The following is a 20,468-nucleotide window of genomic DNA, read 5'->3' on the forward strand; positions in this document are numbered from 1 at the left end:
CCGGAGGTTGCCATGTCGACATCGGACGATGATCGTCGCGAATTTTTGAAGACCTGCGGAAAATTTGCTGCCGTGACACCGCCAACTCTCGCCGTGCTGCTGTCTACCTCCCTCACGTCGGATGCGATTGCGCATTCCGGCGGAGGCGCTGTCTACCGTGGCAGCAATGGCAAGGGCTACGGCCGAGGGGACGATTGCTAGGCTTGATCAATTAGTCGATTGTCGAGCTTCTCTATGTCCCCCCCAATGGCTTGGGGCTCGCTTCCCCCAAGACAGCTCAACGGGCCCCAACTCACGCCCCTGGAGTTGGGGCCTTTTGCTGGCCAAAGTATCGATCCGCATCCCGGACATCTGAAGGAAGTGAACTGGCGAGTCTGCTTCTGGCCCCCAAGCAGACGAACTCGCGAAGGTGCACCACAGCCGACAGCGCTCAGTCCTGCCGACCAGGGCAGCCGATGGGGCACATTATAGCGCCGACTGCCGAACAAGCGCCGATCTAGTCTTCGTCTGGCTCGCGCACGACCGCTGGTTCGTCAGAGTCATCTTCCTCTTCGTCATCTTCGTCCTCGTCATCTTCTTCCTCGTCCTCTTCATCAGGATCTCTTGGCGGCATCGCGGTGCCCATTGCCACGAGCTGTGTCCAGCAGATCGCTGTGATGGAAAATGCTTCGAAGGTATGTTGCTTCATGGCGTTGCTGCTCCTGAGAACCCGCAGTTGAATACTCCTGACGGGCGGTACGCATAGGTCCAGGGCGCGATCGTTGCCAACATCAGGTCGATGACGTGAGCAAGGGCCGCATCCGCCGCGCAACTGGCGGCGCGTGGGGCTACCTCATGCCCGAAGATCCATTGGACTCCATGTCCACCAAAAGTTCGCCGCTGGTCACTTCGGGGACGCCGAGGTCGAGGTCATGCAGGCTCGCCTCAATAAACGCCAGTATCTTGGCGTTCGCCGCGTTGGCGCTTTCGCGGTCATCAAATATCATCACGGCGATACCGACACCGCCGCCCGCATCCAGCACATGGTAAGATCTAAATCCCTGCGATTGCCTCAGGATCTCACCGACGCCGCTCTTGGCGCGACGGGCGGCGTCCGCGACCGAACGAACATTCGTGTACTTGCGAATGACCATGTACATGGGGCCACCACGTGCCATACGCGCCCCTCGCATCAGAGCATATCGGTCCCGGTCGGACCAGTGCCAACTTCCGGAATAGGCCACAGCGTCCTGTTGGGCGGACCGTGCAGCGCGCCTTCGCCAACGAGCCATCCTCGCCCGCAAGGGGGCGAGGTGCTGAAGCTCAGGTGCCCTCGAACTTGAAGGATACGTTGAGCTTGGCGCGATAGGCCTCGACCTTTCCCTTTTCGTCCAGTTGCATATCGAGCTTGACGACCTCTGCGATGCGAAGATCTCGGAGAGATTTAGCGGCTTGGTCGACCGCATTGGCGGCCGCCTTCTCCCACGAGTCCTTACTGGTACCGATCAGTTCGATGACCTTGTAGACGCTCTCGGGCATGTCGTCCTCCTATTCGGTAGGCCGGGAAATCTAGCATCTGAATCTTGACGCCGATACGTGTCGCGGGTGCCGCGGAAAAGGGTTCGTTTGGCTGTCGCATTTTCTGTTCAAGGAAGAACTCGGGCGCCCCGTCGAGAGATGCGATCGTATTTTCAGCCCGTACGGACGCGCATATGGAATCTCCTTCCCGCCGGTGATTTCTCAATATAGTTCTGCAGGCCGATGTCGTGATTGCCGCCAAGGTTCTGACCCATGAAGCGATGGCACCGCGTCAGCATCAGCAGCATCGTCATCGCCGTGGGTCTGGTGTGTGCCGGGGCCCTGGTGGTCAGTCGATCGCACGTTCCCTCAGAAGCCATCGCTTCATCGGTAATACGTACTCCTGAGCTTATGGAGCGTGCGTGGCATCTGCCCGTGGCAGCCACATTTCAAAGACACGTTGATTGGCAGTCAAATGGTTCTCGCTGCGGACCTGCCGCTGTTGCGAATGCGTACCGGTCGCTTGGCGAGGCGGCAAGGACGGAGGGCGAGGTGTTGGCCGGCACGTGGAGCTGCTGGACAGGGGTATGCATCATGGGCCTCACGCTCGACGAGCTGGCCAAAGTCGCCCAGTCGCAGACCAAGCGGAACGTTACCGTCTTGCGCGATCTCAGCGAGAAGCAGTTCCTGGAGCATCTCCGCCGCTCCAACGATCCGGGGCGACGCTACATCGTGAATTTCGATCGCGCTCAAATTTTTGGCGCTGGTAGCGGGCACCATTCCCCAATCGGGGGCTATTTCGAAGCCGAGGACCTCGTTTTCGTGCTCGACGTCAATGTTGATTTCCAGCCATGGCTCGTCGAGCGGAAGCGGCTGTTCGACGCTGCAAATACGTTCGACGGCGATAAAAAGCGGGGACTGCTGGTCATAGAGTAGTATCCCGCATGTCGCCTGTTGGCCCGCCGCGGCCTCGCCTGACCATCCAATGACCGTCTGCTTTCAGGTCGAGAGCGAGGGCCGTGGCCTCTCTTCACTTCAGCAGGTGGAGGCCCAATGAACCCGTCACACAGGCAACTGAATTGATGCCAGCGTCTGCTCAGAAATCCATCGGACGTCACCCAAGTTTGGAAGGGCCGGGAAACGCCGCTTAGCTACGTGATGGCAATCGAAGTGTGTGCGACCGCGCGTCGCATGTCGCCAGTTCCCGCTACTCTGTTGTCCGAACTCATCGCCAAGGCGTTACAAATCTTTGATTTGTGACGAACTTCTGAGCGATGGAACCAAGCCGAGCCGAGTTCCACGATCGAGCGTAGAGTTGCGGCGGGAAGATTCGGTAGTCGCTGTTGCGTTCAGGTAACGCGGTGCGCGCGACTGCCGGGTTAAAATTGCATCACCAAATCGTTCGTGATTCCGTGCCTTAAAAATTGGGGAAGATAATGAAAAGATTCGTCATCGCCGCTGCCGCTCTCGTCCTCGGCACCGCCGGCGCGTCAGCCGCCGATATGGCCGCCCGGCCTTACACCAAGGCTCCCGCACCGGTAGCCGCCGTTTACAACTGGACCGGCTTCTACATCGGTGCGCAGGTCGGTTACGCCTGGGGTGACAACGGTACCCGTGAGTTCGACCCAGCGGGCGTCCCCACGGGCCTCGTCCAGGGCTTCAACGCCAATGGCGTCGTCGGCGGTGGTCACGTTGGCTACAATTGGCAGTTCGGCCAATTCGTCTTCGGTCTCGAAGGCGACATAGAGGGCGCCGACGTCAACGGGGGTTATCGCCTTGGCAACCTCAATGGCACTGATTTCCGGATCGATGCTCAGGCCTCTATCCGCGGTCGCCTTGGTGTCGCTTTCAACAATTCGCTGCTCTACGTGACCGGCGGTGCGGCCTGGGCCGATATGGACCACACCTACGTGCTCGCGAACACGCTGTTTGAGACCGTCTCCACCACCCGCACTGGCTGGACCGTCGGCGCAGGCTGGGAATACGGCTTCACGCCCAACTGGTCGGCCCGTGTTGAATATCGCTACACCGATTTCGGCAATTTCCGGAACACCTCTGTCGTTGCATTCCCCGGCTTCTCTTACGAACATGATCCAGTGTTCCACACCGTGCGTGCAGGTGTGAGCTATCGCTTCGGCGGACCGGTGGTGGCGAGATACTGATTGCCAAACCTGAATACGTGAACAGCTCAAAGCCCCGGCGTCGCCCGGGGCTTTGTTGTTTGGTGGTGCCCCGTCCTCCGTCCTCGCGAGCGCAGCAAAGTAAATTCAGAGTCTCCGCGGTAGCAGTCTGGATTGCTTCGTCGCAAAAGCTTCTCGCAATGACAGAGTGAAAATCTGCCTACATCATTCCCCGGCGTTGGTGCGGCGGCAGCGTGATCGTGCCACCAGATATCTCTTCACCGCCGCCTCATCCCATTCGATGCCGTTGCCGGGCTCCTCGCCTCCACCGCGGCGCCCACCGACATGATGCCGAGCCCTTTCGAATTGTAGGCTCGCACCCTAAGCCGAGCGATCAGCCGGTCGAGCAGCCGACACGTTTCAAGCTGATAAATCGAACAGTTGATAATGCGCTCGGCTTACAGATCCCACCGTCGGTACTCATTGGCGCTGACGAAATCATTGAGTAGGTCGATACTGGCCCGCAGCGGCCTCGCCTGACCGTCCAACGATCGCCTGCTCACATGTGGAGAGCGGAATAGGGCTGTGACCTCTGTTCACTTCAGCATGTGACCCAAAGCGGGGCTACACCAATCGAGGATTATTGATGCGAAGTGTGCTATACGTTTGTCTCCAACGAACTGGAAAGCCATTGGATTGTGGGCAATCTAATGAAGCGACGCGAGTTCCTGATCCTGGTTGGCGGCGTGACGACTTGGCCATTCGCGGCTCAAGCTCAAAGAAGTCGCAGGATTGCTCGGATTGGCGTGCTCTGGCACGCGGGCAATGCAGAGGAAGAGGCGGTCTTTCTGAAGCCGCTGGTAGACGGACTTGCCAAGCTAGGGTACGTGGAGGGAAAGAACGTAATATACGAGCATCGCTTTCCGGCAGAGCAGCCTGAGCGTTTCAAAGCGATGGCCGCGGAGTTGGCGCAGCTTAACCTCGACGTCATCATCACCTCAGCGTCGGCCGCAGCATACGCGGCGAAAGCGGCAACCAAAACAACTCCCATCGTCTTCATTATTGTTGCTGACCCCGTAGGTGGCGGGCTGGTCAATAGCTTTTCGCGACCAGGCGGCAACACCACGGGCTATGCAGTAGTGGATGTTAGCCCAAAGCGACTTCAACTATTCAAGGAGACGTTTCCCAATCTCTCCCGCGTGGCATTGCTTATCAATCCAGATAACCGCTCGACTGCTCAACGCTTTTTCGATCAGGTGGTAGCAGCGGCAAGCCCACTGGATTTAACGGTGCAGCCGATTGAGGTGCTAGGTCCTCGCGACTTGAGCGAGCTCTTTCTCTCATCCCTAGAGACAAGAAAACTGGCGTGATCACGGTTTTCGATCCGATGTTCTTCAATGAGCGTAGACAGATCGCGCAAGTGGCGATGGCGTATGGCTTGCCCGTGATGGCACCTGCCGACGTCTATGTGAAAGCAGGGGCGCTGATGTCCTATGGTCCCGATTTGGTTGACCTGTTTCGACGCGCAGCAACTTCCGTCGACAAGATACTAAAAGGCGAGCAACCGGGAAATCTGCCGGTCGAGCTGCCAATCAAATACGACTTTGTCATCAATTTAGCGGCTGCCAAGACCATACAGATGGATGTTCCGGCAACGCTATTAGCGCGCGCCGATGAGGTGATTGAATAGGATGCCCCTTGGCGACCCCTGTTTCTGACCTTCGGCGTCATTGCGAGCGCAGCAAGCAATCCGAAGTCTTCGCTGCGACGGTCTGGATTGCTTCGTCGCAAGACCGGCTTTCGCCGGGACGACTCCCGGGAAGTAGCGGCAGGACGTCACCCAACGAGATATTTGGTCACCGCCGCCTCGTCCCATTCGATCCCGTTGCCGGGCTCCTCGCTCGGCAGCGCGAAGCCGTCCTTGATCTTCAGGCGCGTCGAAAGCACCGCGTCGGCCCAGTCGACATATTCCAGCCAATGCGCGGTCGGGGTCACGCAGAGCAGATGCGCGCTCACTTCCGAGAACAGGTGCGTCGACATCTCGATGCCGGCGGCGTGGGCGAGCGCGGCGGCGCGGAGCCAGCCGGTGACGCCGCCGATGCGCTGGACGTCAGGCATCACGTAGTCGCAGGCTTCAGCCGAGAGCGCCGCCTGCATCGAGAACGCGCTGTCGAAATTCTCGCCGATCTGGACCGGCGTATGCAGCGCGTCCGCGATGCGGGCGCAGCCCACATAGTCGTCGTGGCGGATCGGCTCCTCGATCCAGGTGAGGCCTTCGTCGTCGAGCATCTCGCCGCGGCGGATGGCTTCGGTGACCGTCAGCGCCTGATTGTAGTCGCACATCAGCGTGACCTGATCGCCGACCGCCTTGCGCACGGCGCGAACGACAGCGAGATCCTCCCGCGCATCGGGCCGGCCGACGCGGATCTTGGCCGCTCCGAAACCCTCAGCCAGCAGCTTGTGCGCTTCCTCCACCGCGGCACCCGCCGGCATGATGCCGAGCCCCTTCGAATTGTAGGCGCGCACCGGCTTCGGCGCGCCGCCGAGCAGGCGCGCCAGCGGCAGGCCCTTGCTGCGCGCCAGCGCGTCCCATGCCGCCATGTCGATGCCGGATTGCGCCAGTCGTTGCAGGCCGGCGAGGCCCAGCAGCGTGAAGCGCTGCGCCAGCTTGCGTTCGATCTCGAACGGCAGCAGCTCATCGCCGGCGAGGAGATCCGACATTTCCGTGACCATCGCCGTCAGCGGCTTCAAGGCCGACGGGGTGATCGAGAACAGATAGGCATGCCCGCGCACGCCATGGTCGGTCTCGCAGTCGATCAGCACCAGCGGCGCCTTGGCGACCGATCCGGTCGAGGTTTGGAGCGGCAGGTTCATCGGCACGATCACGGGCCGCGCCTGGAAGCGCTTGATGCGGATGGTCTCGGTCATGGGTCTCTCCCGGCGGGATGTAACGATCAGGCTACTTTTGCTGCAAGGCCATGCGAACGCCAAGACCGAGGTAGATCGCCCCGATGACGCGGCCCTGCCAGCGGCCGATGCTGCGATGACGGGTGAGCCAGCCAGCGACTCGGCCGGCAACGAGCGCGATCAATGCGGTGTAGATCGCGCTCATGATGACGAAGATGAGGCCAAGAATTGCAAGCTGGGCAACGACGGAGCCGTGCTCGGAATGTACGAATTGCGGGAGGAAGGCCAGGAAGAAGAGCGCCGTCTTCGGGTTGAGCAGTTCAGCCAGCACGGCCTGCCGGAAGGCGAGCGATGTGTCGACCAAACGCGACTGCGCCAACTTGATATCCTCTCCTCTTTCCATGAGCGCGCGGATGCCAAGATATATGAGGTAGGCAGCGCCGGCGTACTTCACCAGGCTGAAGGCGAGAGCCGAGGTCATCAGCACTGCCGACAATCCGAGCGTAGCCATCGCGGTGTGAAGCAGATCCCCAGTCGCGATGCCAAGACCGGTGGCAATTCCGACACGATGCCCGCCCACAGACGAGCGTCCGAGCACCAGGAGGACGGCGGGACCCGGAATGAGAAAGAGGCCGAGAACCACCGCGACATAGGTCAGCAACGTGTCGAACGGGATCATGGTGAGCTCCGATCTGATTGTCAGGAGCCAGAACCAGCCAGACCCGGTCTCTCAATGCAAGCCCTCAATATGGCGTGGGCTTCTGGTTCGGGCGGCGGAGCGAAGCTGCATCATCACGAGGCCGCACCGGGGCTCGATCTTCATTTCGGGTCCGGCGCGTGGAGCACCGAAGCGTCCGCATCGTCATGGCCGGGCTTGTCCCGGCCATCCACGTCTTGCCACGTAGAACGAAGAACGTGGATGCCCGGGACAAGCCCGGGCATGACGGTCGCCTTTGTTTTTGAATGTCACCTTGCCACGCCTTCCGTGAACGCGGTCTCGATCACCTCTCCGAAAGGCTGCCAGGACCGGCCGTCGAATTGCACCAGCCGCATCTGCCTGATCGGCAGATAGTTGTGGGGCGAGGTGTTCATCCTGATGTCGGGCAGCGCAAGGGTGGGGTGATGATTCCTCAGCGAGGCCGCCTGCCGCATGATGTTTTCGCGCGAGACATCGTCGCCGCATTGCTTCAGCACCTCGGTCAGCGCCTCGGCTGCGGCGTAGCCATAGACGGCCGCGCTGTTGTTGGTGCTCTCGACCTGATGATACTTGTCCATGAAGGCGAACCAGTCCTTCATGGCGGAATCGTCCTTCCATGCGGGATCGCTCGGGTCCTTCAGGAACGCCGCCGAGATCACGCCGGCCGAGTTCTCCAGGCCCGCGGGCGCCATCGCATTGGCAATCGAGGCGGAGGCGTCGTTGACGATGAAGACCGGATGCCAATTCATGGACGCCGCCAGCTTGATCACCTTGGAGGCCGTCGAGGGCACGCCGAGAAAGACGAAGATGTCGGCGCCCGAGCGCTTCAGGATCGAGATGTGCCCGTCGAGATGCTGATCGGCAATGTCGAAGGCGATGTCGACGAGGACGTGACGGTTGAGGTCGCCAAGTCCTTCCTGGATGCCCTTGTAGAGCATGCGGCCGAACTGGTCGTTCTGCCAGAGCACGACGATCTTCTTCCGGGGATAATAGGCCTGGATGTAGTTGGCATAGATGCGTCCTTCCGACCGCAATGAGGGCTGCCAGCCCATGGTCCAGGGAAACGCGCCTGGCTGGCTCAGCTCCTCGTCGCCGGAGGCAACGAACAGCTGCGGGATCTTCTTCTCGTTCAGATACCAGCGCGTGGCGAGATTGCCGGGCGTGCCGAACGAGCCGAACATCAGATCCACCTTATCGATCTCGACCAGGTTGCGCGTCAGCTCCAGCGCCGTCGCCGGATCGGAATTGTCGTCGCGCGTGATGAAGCGGATCTTGCGGCCGTTGATGCCGCCGCGCGCGTTGACCATGTCGAAATAGGCGGCCTCGGCTTGGCCGATGGCCCCGAACTCCGAGAGCGGCCCCGAATACGGCATGACATTGCCGATGCGGATTTCCTTGTCGGTCGCGGGTTGGTCCGTACGTTGCAGTGACATCGCCCCGAGCGAGGTCAGTGCAGCGATCAAAACGAATAGCACTCTGCCGGTGACGCGCATGCTCGACACCTTGTCGTTGGCCCCCAACGAGGTCGGCTCAATTCGCAGCAAGGCGAGTTGATCTAGATCAGGCGTTTGGCAATCGTGTGGTGGCTTCTGCGGCCGGCTTCAATGCAGCGCAGGCGGCATGAAATGGCAGGCGTACTGACGCGCCTCCTACGGCAATCCCCGCGCCTCGAGCTGACGCACCAGCAGCAGCGTCGGCTCTGCGAGGCTGTCACCGGAGCCGTCGAGGCCGAAGGCGTTGGCGATGCCGTCGCGGCTGCGCAGCAGCGCGCTGCGCGGACAATGGCCGGCGCCGCAGAGCGTCTTCTTCAGGGTCTCGCCTTGCGCCACGATGCCCGGGGAATCGTCCGCGGCCCAGGCCAGCACGATCGGCACGTCGACATTGAGGATGCCGGGGAACACCGAACGAGCGTTGTATTGGCTGGCATCGGTGCCGAGATAGGCCTTCTCGCTGTCGCTGGCGTCCTTGCCCGCGCGGTAGATGCCGGATACCAGCACGACTGCGGCGACGTCGGCGCGGTCGGCCTGAAACTCGGGATGCGCCAGCAGGGTGGCGACATGGAAGGCGCCGGCGCCGTAGCCGACCGCGACGATCTCGCGGGCGTCGCCGTTGAACAGGTCGATATTGCCGTGGATCCAGGACAGCGCTGCCGCGACGTCAGTGGCTCCCATCGGCCAGGTCGCCGCAGGCGCCAGGCGATAATTGACGCGCACGCCGATCATCTGGTTGCGCGCGGCGAAGCACATCGCCTGGTCCTCGATCTGCCGCGCCAGTTCCGGCGCCTGGCGGTCGCCGGTAAAGGTGTCGCCGGTCACGAACAGCAGCACCGGCCGCGGCGTATCCGCCTTGATTTCGCTGGTCGCGATGTCGAGCACATTCGCCTCGCTGTCGCCATATCGCAGGCCGCGCGAGAAGCTGACCTGCTCGCACAGCCGCGCGGTGCCGCCGGCCGTGGTGTCGCTGTCGGTGAGGCCGATTTGCACGAGGTCGGACGGTCGTAAGAGCCGGGCCGGCAAAGGTCCGTGCGCGGACGCCGTGGTCATGGTCAGAAGCAGGAAAAACGTCAGATAATTCTTCATGGTGATGCCGGCCTTGCGGGCCATATTGGCCCGCCGATATGGCCTGTCTTTTCAATTCGCCACATTAGTCAGCCGGCCTTGAGGCGAATTCGCGGCACCCTTGGTCCACACGGAACGGACATCCGGCCTGGCATGTCGCCGCATTTGGAACGCAAATTCGCAGAGCTCCGGAGAATTGCGCAGCGCCGCCGTTTTGTCTCGATCCGTCAAGCCGTTGCCCGGCATTGCCGAGGCTCGGGCCGGAAACAGCTTTCTACTGTGCATGGGGTTGTTTTCGCAGTTTGGTTTTGGAGACGTCTATCATACCCGCTTCATCGTCCGGAAGGTGATGGAATAGCGGCGCGCTTCCACCGGCGGAATGCTGTGCTCCCATTGCGACCGCGCCTCGCCGTCCATCATGTAGAGCGAGCGCGGCAGGGCTTCCAGCGTGTGGCGCTCCCATCGCTCGCCGCTGCGGCGGCGAAAGCGGAACTTGCAGGGGGCGCCGAGCGAGAGGCCAAGCACCTTATCGAACTGCGGCTTGTCGCGGTGCCAGCCGATGCCGACGCCGGCCTCATATTCGGTGCAGAGCACCTGGCGGACGCTGGCCTCCGGCAGCCCCGCCCAAGCCTCCACCTGCCGTGCGATCGGCAGCACCCAGTCGGGGATCGGCTCTGCTTCCGCCAGGCGCTGCAGCGAATAGTCGTAGCGATAGCCGAACGACGCCACCCGGCGATTGCCCTCGAAGGCGCCGAACTGAAACCGTTGAAGCGGCAATGCCGCGATGCGGCTGATCAAGGCCTGCTCGAGAGCGGCATCGATAAAATTGTCCGTATGGCGAAGCCCGGCGGGCCCGGCCAACGGATCTGCGAACAAGCCAAGCTGCTGCGTCATTCCTCGCACGTCCGTGATGGAACCTATTGGCGGCTGATGCGACTTACATATGACGCGGAGAGTAATGTGCGAGGCTGTCATGGCAGAGAAGCATACCGCCGATCCGGCAGAGATCATGCGGGCGACCGGTCATCCTGAGCTGGAATATGCCGCCGGCTGGACCATCGCTGGTCTCGTTACCATCGCCACCATCGTCGCCGCCTGGGTGTTCGCGATCTAGGCGACTGGGAATTGGAGTTCGAAGGCCGCGCCCTGGTCTGTGGGCTTGAGCCTGATCGAGCCGCCATGGCTCGCCATCACCGCGCGTGCGATCGCCAGCCCCATTCCGGTACCGCCCTGGTCGCGGCGGGTGGTGAAGAAGGCGTCGAAGATCCTGTCGCGGTTGGGCGCCGAGATCGGCTCGCCGTCATTGCTCACCGTCAGCTGCAAGGTCGTGCCTTGGTCCACGGCGTGCAGCCGGATTGACTTCGCCTTGTGCCGCATTGCGTTGTCTGCGAGATGCGACAATACGATCAGGGCCTTCTCCGGAGACATGCCGATCGCTCGGTCGAGGCTGCCATTCGCCTCGATGGTGTTTTCCGGGAACCGGCTCCTGAGATCGGCGATGACGGGAGCAAGCTCAGTGCGCTCGTTCTGCGGCAGGCTCTCGGCGCGCGCGAGCTCGCGCAGCCGCTGCGCCATCGCCTCCAGCCGCTGGGTGTCTGACAGGATGTTGGTGATGAAGGTTGTCTGCTCGGCTGGCGTCAGGCTGCCCAATTTGCCCTGGACCGAATCCTGCAGCAGCTCGGCCGCGCCCTTGATCGAGGTCAGCGGCGACTTCAGCTCGTGAGTGAGGTGGGCCGAGAACGTCGCGATATAGTCCGAGCGCCGCGCGAGCTGTTCGGCCATCCCAAGGAAGCTGTGCGAAAGCTGGGCGAACTCGCGCGTGCCGTAGTGCCGCAGCGGCCGGAACGCCTCGCGGTCGCCGCGGCCGATTTGAGCGGCGCGGTCGATCAGCTCGCGCATCGGCAGCGTGATGGTGCGCGAGAAGACGAGGCCGATTGCGATCGTGCCAAGGATCACGGCAAGCCCGGCCAGCACGAACTTGCCCCGCTCCTGGTAGAGATGGTCGAAGATGTTGCTCGGCGTGCGCGTGGTGTAGATCACCCCGGCGACGCGGCTGTTGACGATGACGGGCATCGCCGAGAACACATGCACGCCGAGGCCGCGGCTGAAGGAATAGATCGGCGGCGGCGGCTTGTCCGGCACGCGGTTGCGCAAGGTGGCGCGGTATTGCCCGTGGAGAGCGTCCGCGACCTCCTCGATATGAGCGAGCGACTGTCCGACCTCTTGCCGCCCGGCGATCACCACGCCTTGCGGATCGAGGATGCGGAAGCCCGCGAGCGTCACCTTCTGGGTCTCGCGGATGATCGGCGTCAGCTTGGCGCCGATCTCGACATAGGCCGGCTCGGCCGGCCGGACCGCTGCCTGTGCATCCGGCCGCCGCCGCAGCAGGTCGTTGGCGGTGAGATCGAGCGCGGGGCGGATCGGCGTGACCTGGTCGCCGGGATCGGGCAGCACGCCGGGCGGTACCTCGGCGCCGAGCGTCAGGCCGCCACCGAGGCTCGCCGTGACCTCCTGCGCATAGATCGTCGCGAGCACGCGACTCTGCGCGATCAGCTCGGCCTGGGTCTGACGGATCAGCTGGTTGTCGTAGAGGCGGAAGAAGAACAGGCCCACCAGCGGCAGCACGCCGACAGTGGTCAACACCGTGAAGATCACGAGCCCAAGCGACGGCCGCCATTTGTCGGGAGCCGTGCTCATGCCTCTTTCTCGCAGCGGCCGAGCTTGAAGCCGACACCGTGGATGGTCTCGATCACGTTCTCGCAATTTTGCGCCGCGAGCTTGGCGCGGATGTTGCGGATATGGCTGTCTATGGTGCGGTCGGAGACCTGGATGTTGAGCTGGTAGGCTGCCCGCATCAACTGCTCGCGATTGAACACCGAGGTTGGCCGGGTCAGGAAGGCGCGCAGGATGCCGAACTCGATCGCGGTCAGCTTGAGCGGCGTGCCGGCAAAGGTCGCGACATGCTGCTCGGGATCGATCAGGAGGCCACCTTGCATGAGCGCGCCCGGGCCCACTTTGGCCTCGCCATTGCGCGGGTTGAGGCGGCGCAGGATGACGTTGACCCGCGCCACCAGCTCGCGCGGGCTGAACGGCTTGGTCACGTAGTCGTCGCCTCCGATCTCGAGGCCGAGGATGCGGTCGATCTCCTCGTCGCGTGCCGACAGGAACAGGATCGGCATGTCGGACGTCTTGCGGATCTCGCGGCAGACGTCGAGGCCGTCGAACTCGGGCATGCCGATGTCGAGCACGATCAGATCCGGCTTGTCGGCGGCAAAGCGGGCGAGCGCCTCCTTGCCGTCGCGCGCCTCGATCACGTCCATGCCGGCCTTCCTGAGGGCGACGCGGATGACCTCGCGGATATGGCCCTCGTCGTCGACGATGAGAATGCGATGCGCCAAGAAACTCTCCGTGTCCTCGTCAGCCCGCCGGCTGGCTGCCGGCCTGAGCTTTCGCCTGGACGTCCAGCCTGCGCTGGAGCCGCCAGTCGCGAAAGCTCCAGCTTCGCCAGGCCAGGTCCTGACGCTGCTGTTCTACAAGGCGGTCGCGGCGTGACACAAGGCAGCCCTCCCTGGCGGCGGGCCGCAGCGCGAACGCCTTGTCGATGGCGGGTACCGCCTGCGGTCCGAGCGTCATGAGATAGTCGATGTCGATCTGCACGCCTTTCCCCGACACTTCCCGGCTGTGGGCGACATTGTAGTCGGCGATGAAGGCGTCGAAGTTCACAAGCGAGCAGCCATAGAGCACGATCGTCAATGCGATCAAATTCGCACCGACCAGCCATTGGTTGGACCTGTCGAGCGCGATGCGCGCGACGATCAGGATCAGGCCGAGCGCCACCAGCCCCATCCAGATGAACGCCGCGATCCGCCAATAGGTCAGCATGTAAATGTCGACATAGAGATCGAGCCGGCGGATGGAGGAGGCGACCAGAAGCACATTCTGTCCCACCCAGAGATAGACCAGCGGCCGGATCACCTTCGACTTCTCGGCCGGCCCGCCCGGGCGCATCGCCACCAGCACGAAAGCGGCGGCGAGCAGCGCGGTCGCGATCAGCGGATAGGCGCCGCGATGGGCGTAGGCGGCGTAGGTCAAATTATCGGGCAGCGCCGCATGGCCCCAGAGATAGATGCCGTCGAGGATCGATTGCGCCGCGAACAGCAGGTTAAACAGGATCAATGAGCGCAGGATGGTGGAGGGGCCCAGGAGCTCGGTGGGGACGAGCGGCACCCGAGGCTCTGGTTCGGTGGCATCGGTTGCGTTCGCAACGGCAATCTTCTTGCTGCGCCACCGCACATGGATGAACGGCCAGACCAGCGCCAGCATCAAGGTCCAGAACAGCACGCGCCGGACACTGACATATTCCAGGAGGAGCTTCGGATTGAGCAGGGACACCCAGTGCTCGATTACCGGATTGGCCGCCGCGAACAACGCGATGAACACCGCGCTCAGGATCATCGGCAGCAGCCAGAGCGCGATGCCCCGGGTGAAGGCCGACCAGTTCAAGGCCTGGAGCGCTTCGGGGAAGAACCGCAAGAAGCCGAGCAGAACGAGGTGACGGAGTGCGCGGGCGCGGTCTGGAAGCCCGGCTGTCTCCGGATTGGTCGCGAGCAGCAGGGCGATGAGCAGCGCCGCGATGAGGATCAGGAACGAGAGTGTGTTGAGCTGTTCCACGGCCGGCACCAGGCCGAATGCGACGATCGCACCTCCGATCGCCGCGCGTCGAAGATTGAGCGTGGCAAGATTGGCGAGCAGCGAGGCGCAGGCGATGGCCGTTGCAAAGATCGCCAGCGATAGCCCGATCCGCTGGCCGTAGAAGAGCCAGTCGGCGAGGGCAGCGAGCAGCAGCGCCATTGCGAGCTTGGCCGACAGCGCGGAAGGCCTGATCGGTTGGATGTCCGTCGTCGAGGTCGAAGCCAGGCTGGTCATGTCCAGAAGATTCTCCGTGAAGGATGGCATGACGAATTCTGAACGGTGCATGTGCAGAAGGCGGGATCAACGCCTGCACGGATTCAGGAGTCTTTTGCAGTTTTCGTGCAGGCGCGCTTTTGGCGCTCGCGTAGCGCGGACCGCTTTGATAGGTGCGAAGCATTCGCTCCAACCGCGTGTGACGCATCATGCAATTTCTCAATCGTATCGCTCTCAGCTTGCTCTGGATCGTCGCACCGCTTGCTGCATTCGCGGCAGCAAACAAGAACGATCCCTATCTGCTCGTACTGCGTGGCGCCGGAAACGCCGCCCTTGTCGTCGCAAGCATTGTCGTCGTCATCACCTTGCTGCGAACAGGGCGCTGGCGCAGCACAGCCGGCAAGCTGCTCGTCATTCTCTGGTGCTTGCCGCCGCTGCTGATGGCAGCGGCGCATGTCAGGTTCGAGCTGCGTAAGCACGAGGTCCTCACTGCCAGCGCCGCCGAGGCCCGGCAGCTCGGACCTCACTTCATGGTCGGCTATTCCTCGTTTCCGGAAGTCGCGCGCCTCGCCGAGCAGGGATTGATCGGCGGCGTTTATGTTACCCGGCACAACATAAGGGGACGGACGGTCGAGGCGCTGCGTGCGGAGATCGCGGCGCTTCAGGACAAGCGACGCGCGGCCGGTTTGTCGCCGCTGGTCGTCGCTGCCGACCAGGAGGGCGGTATCGTCGGCCATCTCGCGCCGCCGCTGACCAAGGTGCCGGCGCTGGCGACGCTCGCCGGGCTCGCGCCCGACGATCAGCAGGCCAAGGCCGAAGAGTTCGGTCGCATTCACGGGCGTGAGCTCGCAGGGCTCGGCGTCAATCTCAACCTCGCGCCGGTGCTCGACCTCAAGCCACCGCCGCGGCGCAATCGGCTCGATTTCCACACCCTGATCGGACAGCGCGCGATCGCGGCCGATCCCGCAGTCGTCAGCACGATTGCGAGTGCCTATGTGCGCGGGCTGGAGGACACGGGCGTCGGTGCCACGCTGAAGCATTTTCCGGGCATCGGCCGCGTGCGCGACGATACCCATCATTTCAGCGCCAATCTCGATACGCCGGTGGCGGAACTGGAGGCGACGGATTGGCTGCCGTTCCGCGAGGTGCTGTCGCATTCGCGCAGCGCCCTCATGGTTGGTCATGTCACGCTCACCGCCGTCGACCCCGATCGCGCAGCCTCGCATTCGAAGCGCGTCGTCCAAGGGATCATCCGCGACAAATGGAACTATCAGGGCGTGGTGATGACCGACGATCTCGTCATGGGCGCGATCTACCAGAACGACGTCTGCAAAGCCGTGGTGGAGGCGATCAATGGCGGGGTTGATCTGCTGCTGGTCGCCTATGACGGCGTGCAGTTCTATCGCGTCTTCGCCTGTGCTCTGGACGGATCGCGACGGGGCAAGCTCGACGCGGCGATGCTGCGCGCGAGCCAGACGCGGCTCGAACGCGGCTTCGCAGTCGAGCAGGCGCGGGCCGTTTCACTCACCAAGAGCACGCGCGAGACAACCCGCACCGCCCCGCGCGCGATGGCGAGGGGCGGTTGAACGCTGAGTGCTCCCTATTCGGCCTGCTCCAGGGCAGCAGGCATCTTCGCGACCGACATCAGCGAGCGCGCCACCTGATTGAGCAGGAGATCTGCATTCTCTTCCTCCGCCAGGGATTTGGAGAGCAGGGCGACGATCGCGCTGTGCCGGAGCTGTTGCGCCAGGTTGCGTGCCGTGGTGTAGCCCGACATCTCGTAATGCTCGACGCGTTGGGCCGCTGAGATCAGCGCGAGGTCGGCCGCCGCGTCCTCCTTCTCCTCGCCTTCCTTCATGACCTCCTGGCCTTCCTCGATCAGGCCCATCATACCTTTGCAAGGCTTGGCTCGGGCGTTCTCGCCGAGCAGCTCGAAGCATTCATTGATGCGCTCGACCTGGTTCTCGGTCTCGGCCAGATGCTGCTCGAACAGCTCTCGCAATTGATCGAAGCGCGCGGCCTGGGCCATCTTGGGAAGCGCCTTGGTCAACTGCTTCTCGGCGTGGAGGATGTCACGCAGTTCGTGAAGCAGAAGATCGGTCAGGCCGGCCTCGTCGACGGGCGGCGAGCTCTCCGTGACGATCGACGGGGCAGCGCCGGGCTCAGAAGACTGAAGCGCAGGCGATTCCGTGAAGACCCAGTCTTCGCCTTCGTTCCAGGGGCCGCGGGTATCGATTTCACCGTGGTCGCCGCTGCCGGTGGAGTCGTTGAAATATTGGTTCACGAGGCCCGGCGTCGGGGCGATCCGCCCGATGCTGAAGGCGGGTTTGGACAAGCTTTCGAGCGCGCGCGCAAACGCCTTCATATGCGTGATCTCGCGCGTCATCAGAAATTGCAGCGCGTCCTTGGAGCCGGCGTCGTCGCAAAAATTGATCAGGCGCTCATAGACGATCTTCGCACGCGCCTCGGCCGCGATGTTGCTGCGGAGGTCGACGTCGAGCTCGCCGGTGATCTTGAGATAGTCGGCAGTCCAGGGATTGCCTTGCGAGTTGAACAGGTTGACGCCGCCACCGCCGGCAATCGCAATCAGCGGATCGGCTTCCGCGGCCTGACGGTCGTTCTTCGAAGGCGCGAGATGCATCCGCGCCAGGCAACCGACGACCTCGAGATGGCTGAGCTCTTCGGTGCCGATATCCATCAAGAGATCCTTGCGGTCGGGATCCTCGCAGTTCAGCCCCTGAATCGAATATTGCATCGCGGCCGCGAGTTCCCCGTTGGCGCCGCCGAACTGCTCGAGGAGCATATTGCCGAAACGCGGATCGGGTTCGTCGACGCGCACGGTGAACATCAACTTCTTGACGTGGTGATACATGGAGGGACTCGCGTGCTGGAGGGAATATGCGCGACAACGAAGGCCTTCGGAGGTTCGTTCCTAAGTCTCTCCAAGATTCAAAGTTGCAGATGGACGTCTGCCAAGGACGCGATGGCCCTACGGCGTCACCGCGCCGCGTTCGACGGCGCGTGGGGCGGACAGCTCTTTCCAGTTCGAGTTGGCCAGATGCACCGGCGAGAAGGCGGGGCGCTCGATGTAGCGGCCGTCGCCGGCCTCGGCGCGGAGATCGCCGTCTTTCCAGGCGATGCGTCCACGGGACAGCGTCACGACTGGCCCACCCGTGCAGGAAAATCCTTCGAACACGTTGTAATCGATCCGGCTCATCTGCCGCTTGGCGCTGATGGTCCTGGTTGCCTTAGGGTCCCACACCACAATATCGGCATCCGAACCGACCGCGATCGCGCCCTTGCGGGGAAAGATGTTGAGGATGCGGGCGATGTTCGCCGAGGTCACCGCGACGAACTCCTCCTTGGCCAGGCGCCCCGTGGCGACGCCCGCGGTCCATAGTAGCGCTAGCCGGTCCTCGAGGCCGCCGGTGCCGTTCGGGATCTTCCTGAAATCGCCGAGGCCGAACCGCTTCTGCGCGGTGGTGAAGGCGCAATGGTCGGTCGCAACCACCTGGAGCGATCCGGCTTGCAGGCCGGCCCACAGGCTGTCCTGGTGCGACTTGTCGCGGAACGGCGGCGACATCACGCGTTGCGCGGAATGGTCCCAGTTCTCGTGCTGGTACTCGCCGGCATCGAGCAGCAGATGCTGGATCAGCGGCTCGCCATAGACGCGCTTGCCTGCGGCCCGTGCGCGGGCGATCGCCTCATGCGCTTCGCGACAGCTGGTGTGCACGATGTAGACCGGCGTGCCCGTCATGTCCGCGATCATGATGGCGCGGTTGGTGGCTTCGCCCTCGACCTCCGGCGGCCGCGAGTAAGCATGGCCTTCCGGGCCGGTGACGCCGCGCGCGATCAGCGCCTCCTGCATCAAGGCGACGACGTCGCCGTTTTCCGCATGGACCACGGGCATGGCGCCGAGATGGGCGCAGCGCGCGAACGAGTTGTAGAGCTCGTCATCGTTCACCATCAGCGCGCCCTTGTAGGCCATGAAGTGCTTGAAGGTGTTGATGCCGTAGGTTTTGACCACGGTCTCCATCTCGTCGTGGATCTGCTTCGACCACGACGTCACCGCCATGTGGAAGCCGTAGTCGGCGGCCGCCTTCTCCGATTTGTGCCGCCAGTCCTGATAGGCCGCGAGCATCGACTGGCCAGGATCCGGCAGGCAGAAATCCACCACCATGGTTGTGCCGCCGGCGAGCGCCCGCCTTGGTTCCCGACTCGAAATCGTCGGCGGTGACGGTGCCCATGAACGGCATTTCGAGATGGGTATGCGGATCGATGCCGCCAGGGATGACGTAGGCGCCGCCGGCGTCGATCACCTGCGTGCCGGTCGGGGCATCGAGCGAGGCCCCGATCGCGACGATGGTCTCGCCCTCGATCAGCACGTCCGCGCGGCGCGAGTGATCGTGATTGACGACGGTGCCGCCGCGGACGAGGAGAGGCATGACAGACTCCGGGAGTGCGAGGGATGTTTCGCCGCGAGGCTAAGCGCGACCGTTGCGATACTACAGGCGAAATTTTAGTCAGCCTCCGCCAACGGTTTCGCCGCGGCGGCCCTTAGGCCCCGCGCGCGACCAGCCCATCGATCATCGCGCGCACGAGGCCCGCGATCTCCTTGCGCAGCGCCGGCAGGGGAACGGCGACCAACTTCTGCTCCAGCCCCAGTGCGACCATGCCGTGCACGGCTGAGAAAAGGCTACGCGCGGTGATGCCGAGCTCCTCCCGGCCGCGCTCGGGAAACAGCTGCGCCAGCGGATGATAGATGTGGCGGAACAGCTGCAGCTGGTCGTTGACGGACCAGTCGGGGAGGACCTTGTTAGCCGCCATGCGGTGCTCGAACAGCGCGCGCCAGAGCTCGAGATTTGCGGCGGCGAAATCGCAATAGGCAATGGCGGTGCGGACCAGTGTCTCCTGGGGTGAAGGATCACCCGCGCTTTCCGCTGCGCTCAGTGCTTCGTCGAGGCGATGCAGCGTGCGCGAGCCGACGCGCAGGACGAGTTCGTCGACATCAGCAACGAGATTGTAGACAGCCCCGTTGGCGCAGCCAATCTCACGGGCGAGATCGCGGGTCTTCAGGCCCGCCAACCCCCGCTCGGCGATCATCCGTTCGGCTGCCTGGATCAGGGTAGCCCGCAATTTCTCTCGACGTTCCAGCGTCTTAGTCATTCTTAACCAAAAATTTGAGCGTCGCTCAAATATTTCTTGAACGAAGTTCAAGTTTCTTGATACAAAGCATTTGTGAGCAACGCTCATAAACAGGGAGCTACAGATGTTCAAGACCGTCGTGACCCTCTTCCGTGGCAGCGTGGCCGCAGCGGGGGAGGAATTGGAAGACCAAACCGCCCTTCTCATCCTCGACCAGCAGATGCGCGATGCGGCCGCAGCCGTCGAGCGCAGCAAGCGCACGCTGGCGCTGGCGATCGCACAGGACCAGCAGGAAGGCCGCAAGCTCGAAACGACCAATGCACGCATCGCCGATCTCGAGACCCGCGCGGTTGCGGCGCTCGACGGCGGGCGCGAGGACCTCGCCAAGGACGCCGCCGAAGCGATCGCGGGTCTCGAAGCCGATCGCGATGCGGCAATGACGGCGCGCGCGCTGTTCGCGACCGAGATCGCCCGGCTGAAGCGCCATGTCGCCAACGCGCAGGCCCGCATCACCGAGCTCGATCGCGGGCGCCGTATCGCCCGTGCCTCGGAAGCGGTGCGCTCGCTTCGCCGCAGCGGCATCGAGGCGGCACGCCCCTACGAATCCACATTGCCGGAGGCGGAAGGCACGCTGAGGCG

The 20,468-nt window shown here is 63.0% G+C and carries 22 protein-coding genes and 1 pseudogene; 8 read left to right on the plus strand and 15 right to left on the minus strand.

Annotated features, from left to right (window positions below; genetic code table 11):
• The first annotated feature begins 12 nt into the window (after positions 1-12).
• The gene (locus SE91_RS35020; RefSeq protein ID WP_008543878.1) at positions 13-201 is read left to right on the plus strand and encodes a hypothetical protein; all 189 of its coding nucleotides are present in this window, start codon (positions 13-15) and stop codon (positions 199-201) included.
• 295 nt (positions 202-496) lie between these two features.
• Here the strand turns inward: SE91_RS35020 and SE91_RS36825 are convergent, their stop codons facing one another.
• The 4 genes from SE91_RS36825 to SE91_RS37975 all read right to left on the minus strand — a co-directional run bounded on the left by SE91_RS36825 (position 497) and on the right by SE91_RS37975 (position 1,805).
• Positions 497-688, minus strand: coding sequence for a hypothetical protein (locus tag SE91_RS36825; RefSeq protein WP_061846522.1), 192 nt, complete (start codon positions 686-688; stop codon positions 497-499).
• A 139-nt stretch (positions 689-827) separates the two neighbouring features.
• Entirely contained in the window at positions 828-1,139 is a 312-nt protein-coding gene (locus tag SE91_RS03005; protein ID WP_061846524.1) for a hypothetical protein, read from the minus strand.
• Positions 1,140-1,302: 163 nt separating this feature from the next.
• A complete protein-coding gene (locus SE91_RS03010; protein ID WP_061846525.1) occupies positions 1,303-1,518 on the minus strand; it encodes a dodecin family protein in 216 nt (71 codons plus the stop codon).
• Between the two features lie 152 nt (positions 1,519-1,670).
• A complete protein-coding gene (locus SE91_RS37975) occupies positions 1,671-1,805 on the minus strand; it encodes a hypothetical protein (RefSeq protein ID WP_283806323.1) in 135 nt (44 codons plus the stop codon).
• Here SE91_RS37975 and SE91_RS03015 point away from each other — a divergent pair.
• The 4 genes from SE91_RS03015 to SE91_RS37985 all read left to right on the plus strand — a co-directional run bounded on the left by SE91_RS03015 (position 1,771) and on the right by SE91_RS37985 (position 5,307).
• Positions 1,771-2,433, plus strand: a complete 663-nt coding sequence (locus SE91_RS03015) for a phytochelatin synthase family protein (protein WP_061846527.1) — start codon at positions 1,771-1,773, stop codon at positions 2,431-2,433. The two genes, SE91_RS37975 and SE91_RS03015, sit on opposite strands and share 35 nt — an antisense overlap.
• 500 nt (positions 2,434-2,933) lie before the next feature.
• Positions 2,934-3,659: an outer membrane protein gene (locus SE91_RS03020; protein WP_061846529.1), complete on the plus strand. Its 726-nt coding sequence runs from the start codon at positions 2,934-2,936 to the stop codon at positions 3,657-3,659.
• A 611-nt stretch (positions 3,660-4,270) separates the two neighbouring features.
• On the plus strand, positions 4,271-4,987 hold the full coding sequence (locus SE91_RS37980; RefSeq protein ID WP_156489430.1) for an ABC transporter substrate-binding protein: 717 nt from the start codon (positions 4,271-4,273) through the stop codon (positions 4,985-4,987).
• On the plus strand, positions 4,984-5,307 hold the full coding sequence (locus SE91_RS37985; protein ID WP_061846533.1) for an ABC transporter substrate binding protein: 324 nt from the start codon (positions 4,984-4,986) through the stop codon (positions 5,305-5,307). Before SE91_RS37980 ends, SE91_RS37985 begins: the two co-directional genes overlap by 4 nt.
• 146 nt (positions 5,308-5,453) lie before the next feature.
• Here the strand turns inward: SE91_RS37985 and SE91_RS03035 are convergent, their stop codons facing one another.
• The 5 genes from SE91_RS03035 to SE91_RS03055 all read right to left on the minus strand — a co-directional run bounded on the left by SE91_RS03035 (position 5,454) and on the right by SE91_RS03055 (position 10,673).
• Entirely contained in the window at positions 5,454-6,545 is a 1,092-nt protein-coding gene (locus SE91_RS03035; RefSeq protein ID WP_061846535.1) for an enolase C-terminal domain-like protein, read from the minus strand.
• Between the two features lie 31 nt (positions 6,546-6,576).
• The gene (locus tag SE91_RS03040; protein WP_061846537.1) at positions 6,577-7,203 is read right to left on the minus strand and encodes a LysE family translocator; all 627 of its coding nucleotides are present in this window, start codon (positions 7,201-7,203) and stop codon (positions 6,577-6,579) included.
• A 287-nt stretch (positions 7,204-7,490) separates the two neighbouring features.
• The gene (locus SE91_RS03045) at positions 7,491-8,714 is read right to left on the minus strand and encodes an ABC transporter substrate-binding protein (RefSeq protein ID WP_061850898.1); all 1,224 of its coding nucleotides are present in this window, start codon (positions 8,712-8,714) and stop codon (positions 7,491-7,493) included.
• A gap of 156 nt (positions 8,715-8,870) precedes the next feature.
• Positions 8,871-9,800, minus strand: coding sequence for an alpha/beta hydrolase (locus SE91_RS03050; protein WP_061850900.1), 930 nt, complete (start codon positions 9,798-9,800; stop codon positions 8,871-8,873).
• Positions 9,801-10,100: 300 nt separating this feature from the next.
• Positions 10,101-10,673, minus strand: coding sequence for an alpha-ketoglutarate-dependent dioxygenase AlkB (locus tag SE91_RS03055; protein ID WP_061846539.1), 573 nt, complete (start codon positions 10,671-10,673; stop codon positions 10,101-10,103).
• Positions 10,674-10,752: 79 nt separating this feature from the next.
• Between SE91_RS03055 and SE91_RS36830 the strand changes: the two genes are divergently transcribed.
• Positions 10,753-10,893 (plus strand): hypothetical protein, encoded by a 141-nt coding sequence (locus tag SE91_RS36830; RefSeq protein ID WP_008543962.1) that lies wholly within the window; start codon positions 10,753-10,755, stop codon positions 10,891-10,893.
• Here SE91_RS36830 and SE91_RS03060 read toward each other — a convergent pair.
• The 3 genes from SE91_RS03060 to SE91_RS03070 are packed head-to-tail and all read right to left on the minus strand — an operon-like array spanning position 10,890 to position 14,705.
• Complete coding sequence (locus tag SE91_RS03060) at positions 10,890-12,476, minus strand: ATP-binding protein (RefSeq protein ID WP_061846541.1); 1,587 nt, start codon at positions 12,474-12,476, stop codon at positions 10,890-10,892. The genes SE91_RS36830 and SE91_RS03060 overlap by 4 nt on opposite strands.
• The gene (locus SE91_RS03065) at positions 12,473-13,177 is read right to left on the minus strand and encodes a response regulator transcription factor (protein WP_061846542.1); all 705 of its coding nucleotides are present in this window, start codon (positions 13,175-13,177) and stop codon (positions 12,473-12,475) included. Before SE91_RS03065 ends, SE91_RS03060 begins: the two co-directional genes overlap by 4 nt.
• Positions 13,178-13,196: 19 nt before the next feature.
• Positions 13,197-14,705, minus strand: a complete 1,509-nt coding sequence (locus SE91_RS03070) for a DUF4153 domain-containing protein (RefSeq protein ID WP_061850902.1) — start codon at positions 14,703-14,705, stop codon at positions 13,197-13,199.
• 188 nt (positions 14,706-14,893) lie between these two features.
• Between SE91_RS03070 and SE91_RS03075 the strand changes: the two genes are divergently transcribed.
• The gene (locus SE91_RS03075; protein ID WP_061846543.1) at positions 14,894-16,270 is read left to right on the plus strand and encodes a glycoside hydrolase family 3 N-terminal domain-containing protein; all 1,377 of its coding nucleotides are present in this window, start codon (positions 14,894-14,896) and stop codon (positions 16,268-16,270) included.
• Positions 16,271-16,284: 14 nt separating this feature from the next.
• Here the strand turns inward: SE91_RS03075 and SE91_RS03080 are convergent, their stop codons facing one another.
• The 3 genes and pseudogenes from SE91_RS03080 to SE91_RS03090 form a co-directional block, all read right to left on the minus strand.
• Positions 16,285-17,556: a DUF892 family protein gene (locus tag SE91_RS03080; protein ID WP_061846544.1), complete on the minus strand. Its 1,272-nt coding sequence runs from the start codon at positions 17,554-17,556 to the stop codon at positions 16,285-16,287.
• A 117-nt stretch (positions 17,557-17,673) separates the two neighbouring features.
• Positions 17,674-19,129 (minus strand): annotated as a pseudogene (hydA, locus tag SE91_RS03085) (dihydropyrimidinase).
• Between the two features lie 112 nt (positions 19,130-19,241).
• Complete coding sequence (locus tag SE91_RS03090; protein ID WP_082813654.1) at positions 19,242-19,850, minus strand: TetR/AcrR family transcriptional regulator; 609 nt, start codon at positions 19,848-19,850, stop codon at positions 19,242-19,244.
• 103 nt (positions 19,851-19,953) lie between these two features.
• Between SE91_RS03090 and SE91_RS03095 the strand changes: the two genes are divergently transcribed.
• The coding region (locus SE91_RS03095) for a PspA/IM30 family protein (RefSeq protein WP_061850904.1) at positions 19,954-20,468 on the plus strand (515 nt) is incomplete at its 3' end.

The organism is Bradyrhizobium sp. DOA1, from assembly GCF_001593325.1.
Taxonomy (GTDB): domain Bacteria; phylum Pseudomonadota; class Alphaproteobacteria; order Rhizobiales; family Xanthobacteraceae; genus Bradyrhizobium.

Excerpts from the sequence above, each read along its gene's own strand:
- SE91_RS03045 (WP_061850898.1), bottom strand. The coding sequence starts at position 8,714 with ATGCGCGTCACCGGCAGAGTGCTATTCGTTTTGATCGCTGCACTGACC.
- SE91_RS03055 (WP_061846539.1), bottom strand. The coding sequence starts at position 10,673 with ATGACGCAGCAGCTTGGCTTGTTCGCAGATCCGTTGGCCGGGCCCGCC.
- SE91_RS03005 (WP_061846524.1), bottom strand. The coding sequence starts at position 1,139 with ATGTACATGGTCATTCGCAAGTACACGAATGTTCGTTCGGTCGCGGAC.
- SE91_RS03040 (WP_061846537.1), bottom strand. The coding sequence starts at position 7,203 with ATGATCCCGTTCGACACGTTGCTGACCTATGTCGCGGTGGTTCTCGGC.
- SE91_RS03035 (WP_061846535.1), bottom strand. The coding sequence starts at position 6,545 with ATGACCGAGACCATCCGCATCAAGCGCTTCCAGGCGCGGCCCGTGATC.
- SE91_RS03075 (WP_061846543.1), top strand. The coding sequence starts at position 14,894 with ATGCAATTTCTCAATCGTATCGCTCTCAGCTTGCTCTGGATCGTCGCA.
- SE91_RS03060 (WP_061846541.1), bottom strand. The coding sequence starts at position 12,476 with ATGAGCACGGCTCCCGACAAATGGCGGCCGTCGCTTGGGCTCGTGATC.
- SE91_RS36830 (WP_008543962.1), top strand. The coding sequence starts at position 10,753 with ATGGCAGAGAAGCATACCGCCGATCCGGCAGAGATCATGCGGGCGACC.
- SE91_RS03050 (WP_061850900.1), bottom strand. The coding sequence starts at position 9,800 with ATGAAGAATTATCTGACGTTTTTCCTGCTTCTGACCATGACCACGGCG.
- SE91_RS03015 (WP_061846527.1), top strand. The coding sequence starts at position 1,771 with ATGAAGCGATGGCACCGCGTCAGCATCAGCAGCATCGTCATCGCCGTG.
- SE91_RS36825 (WP_061846522.1), bottom strand. The coding sequence starts at position 688 with ATGAAGCAACATACCTTCGAAGCATTTTCCATCACAGCGATCTGCTGG.
- SE91_RS35020 (WP_008543878.1), top strand. The coding sequence starts at position 13 with ATGTCGACATCGGACGATGATCGTCGCGAATTTTTGAAGACCTGCGGA.
- SE91_RS03020 (WP_061846529.1), top strand. The coding sequence starts at position 2,934 with ATGAAAAGATTCGTCATCGCCGCTGCCGCTCTCGTCCTCGGCACCGCC.
- SE91_RS37975 (WP_283806323.1), bottom strand. The coding sequence starts at position 1,805 with ATGCTGCTGATGCTGACGCGGTGCCATCGCTTCATGGGTCAGAACCTT.
- SE91_RS03070 (WP_061850902.1), bottom strand. The coding sequence starts at position 14,705 with ATGACCAGCCTGGCTTCGACCTCGACGACGGACATCCAACCGATCAGG.
- SE91_RS03090 (WP_082813654.1), bottom strand. The coding sequence starts at position 19,850 with ATGACTAAGACGCTGGAACGTCGAGAGAAATTGCGGGCTACCCTGATC.
- SE91_RS03010 (WP_061846525.1), bottom strand. The coding sequence starts at position 1,518 with ATGCCCGAGAGCGTCTACAAGGTCATCGAACTGATCGGTACCAGTAAG.
- SE91_RS03080 (WP_061846544.1), bottom strand. The coding sequence starts at position 17,556 with ATGTATCACCACGTCAAGAAGTTGATGTTCACCGTGCGCGTCGACGAA.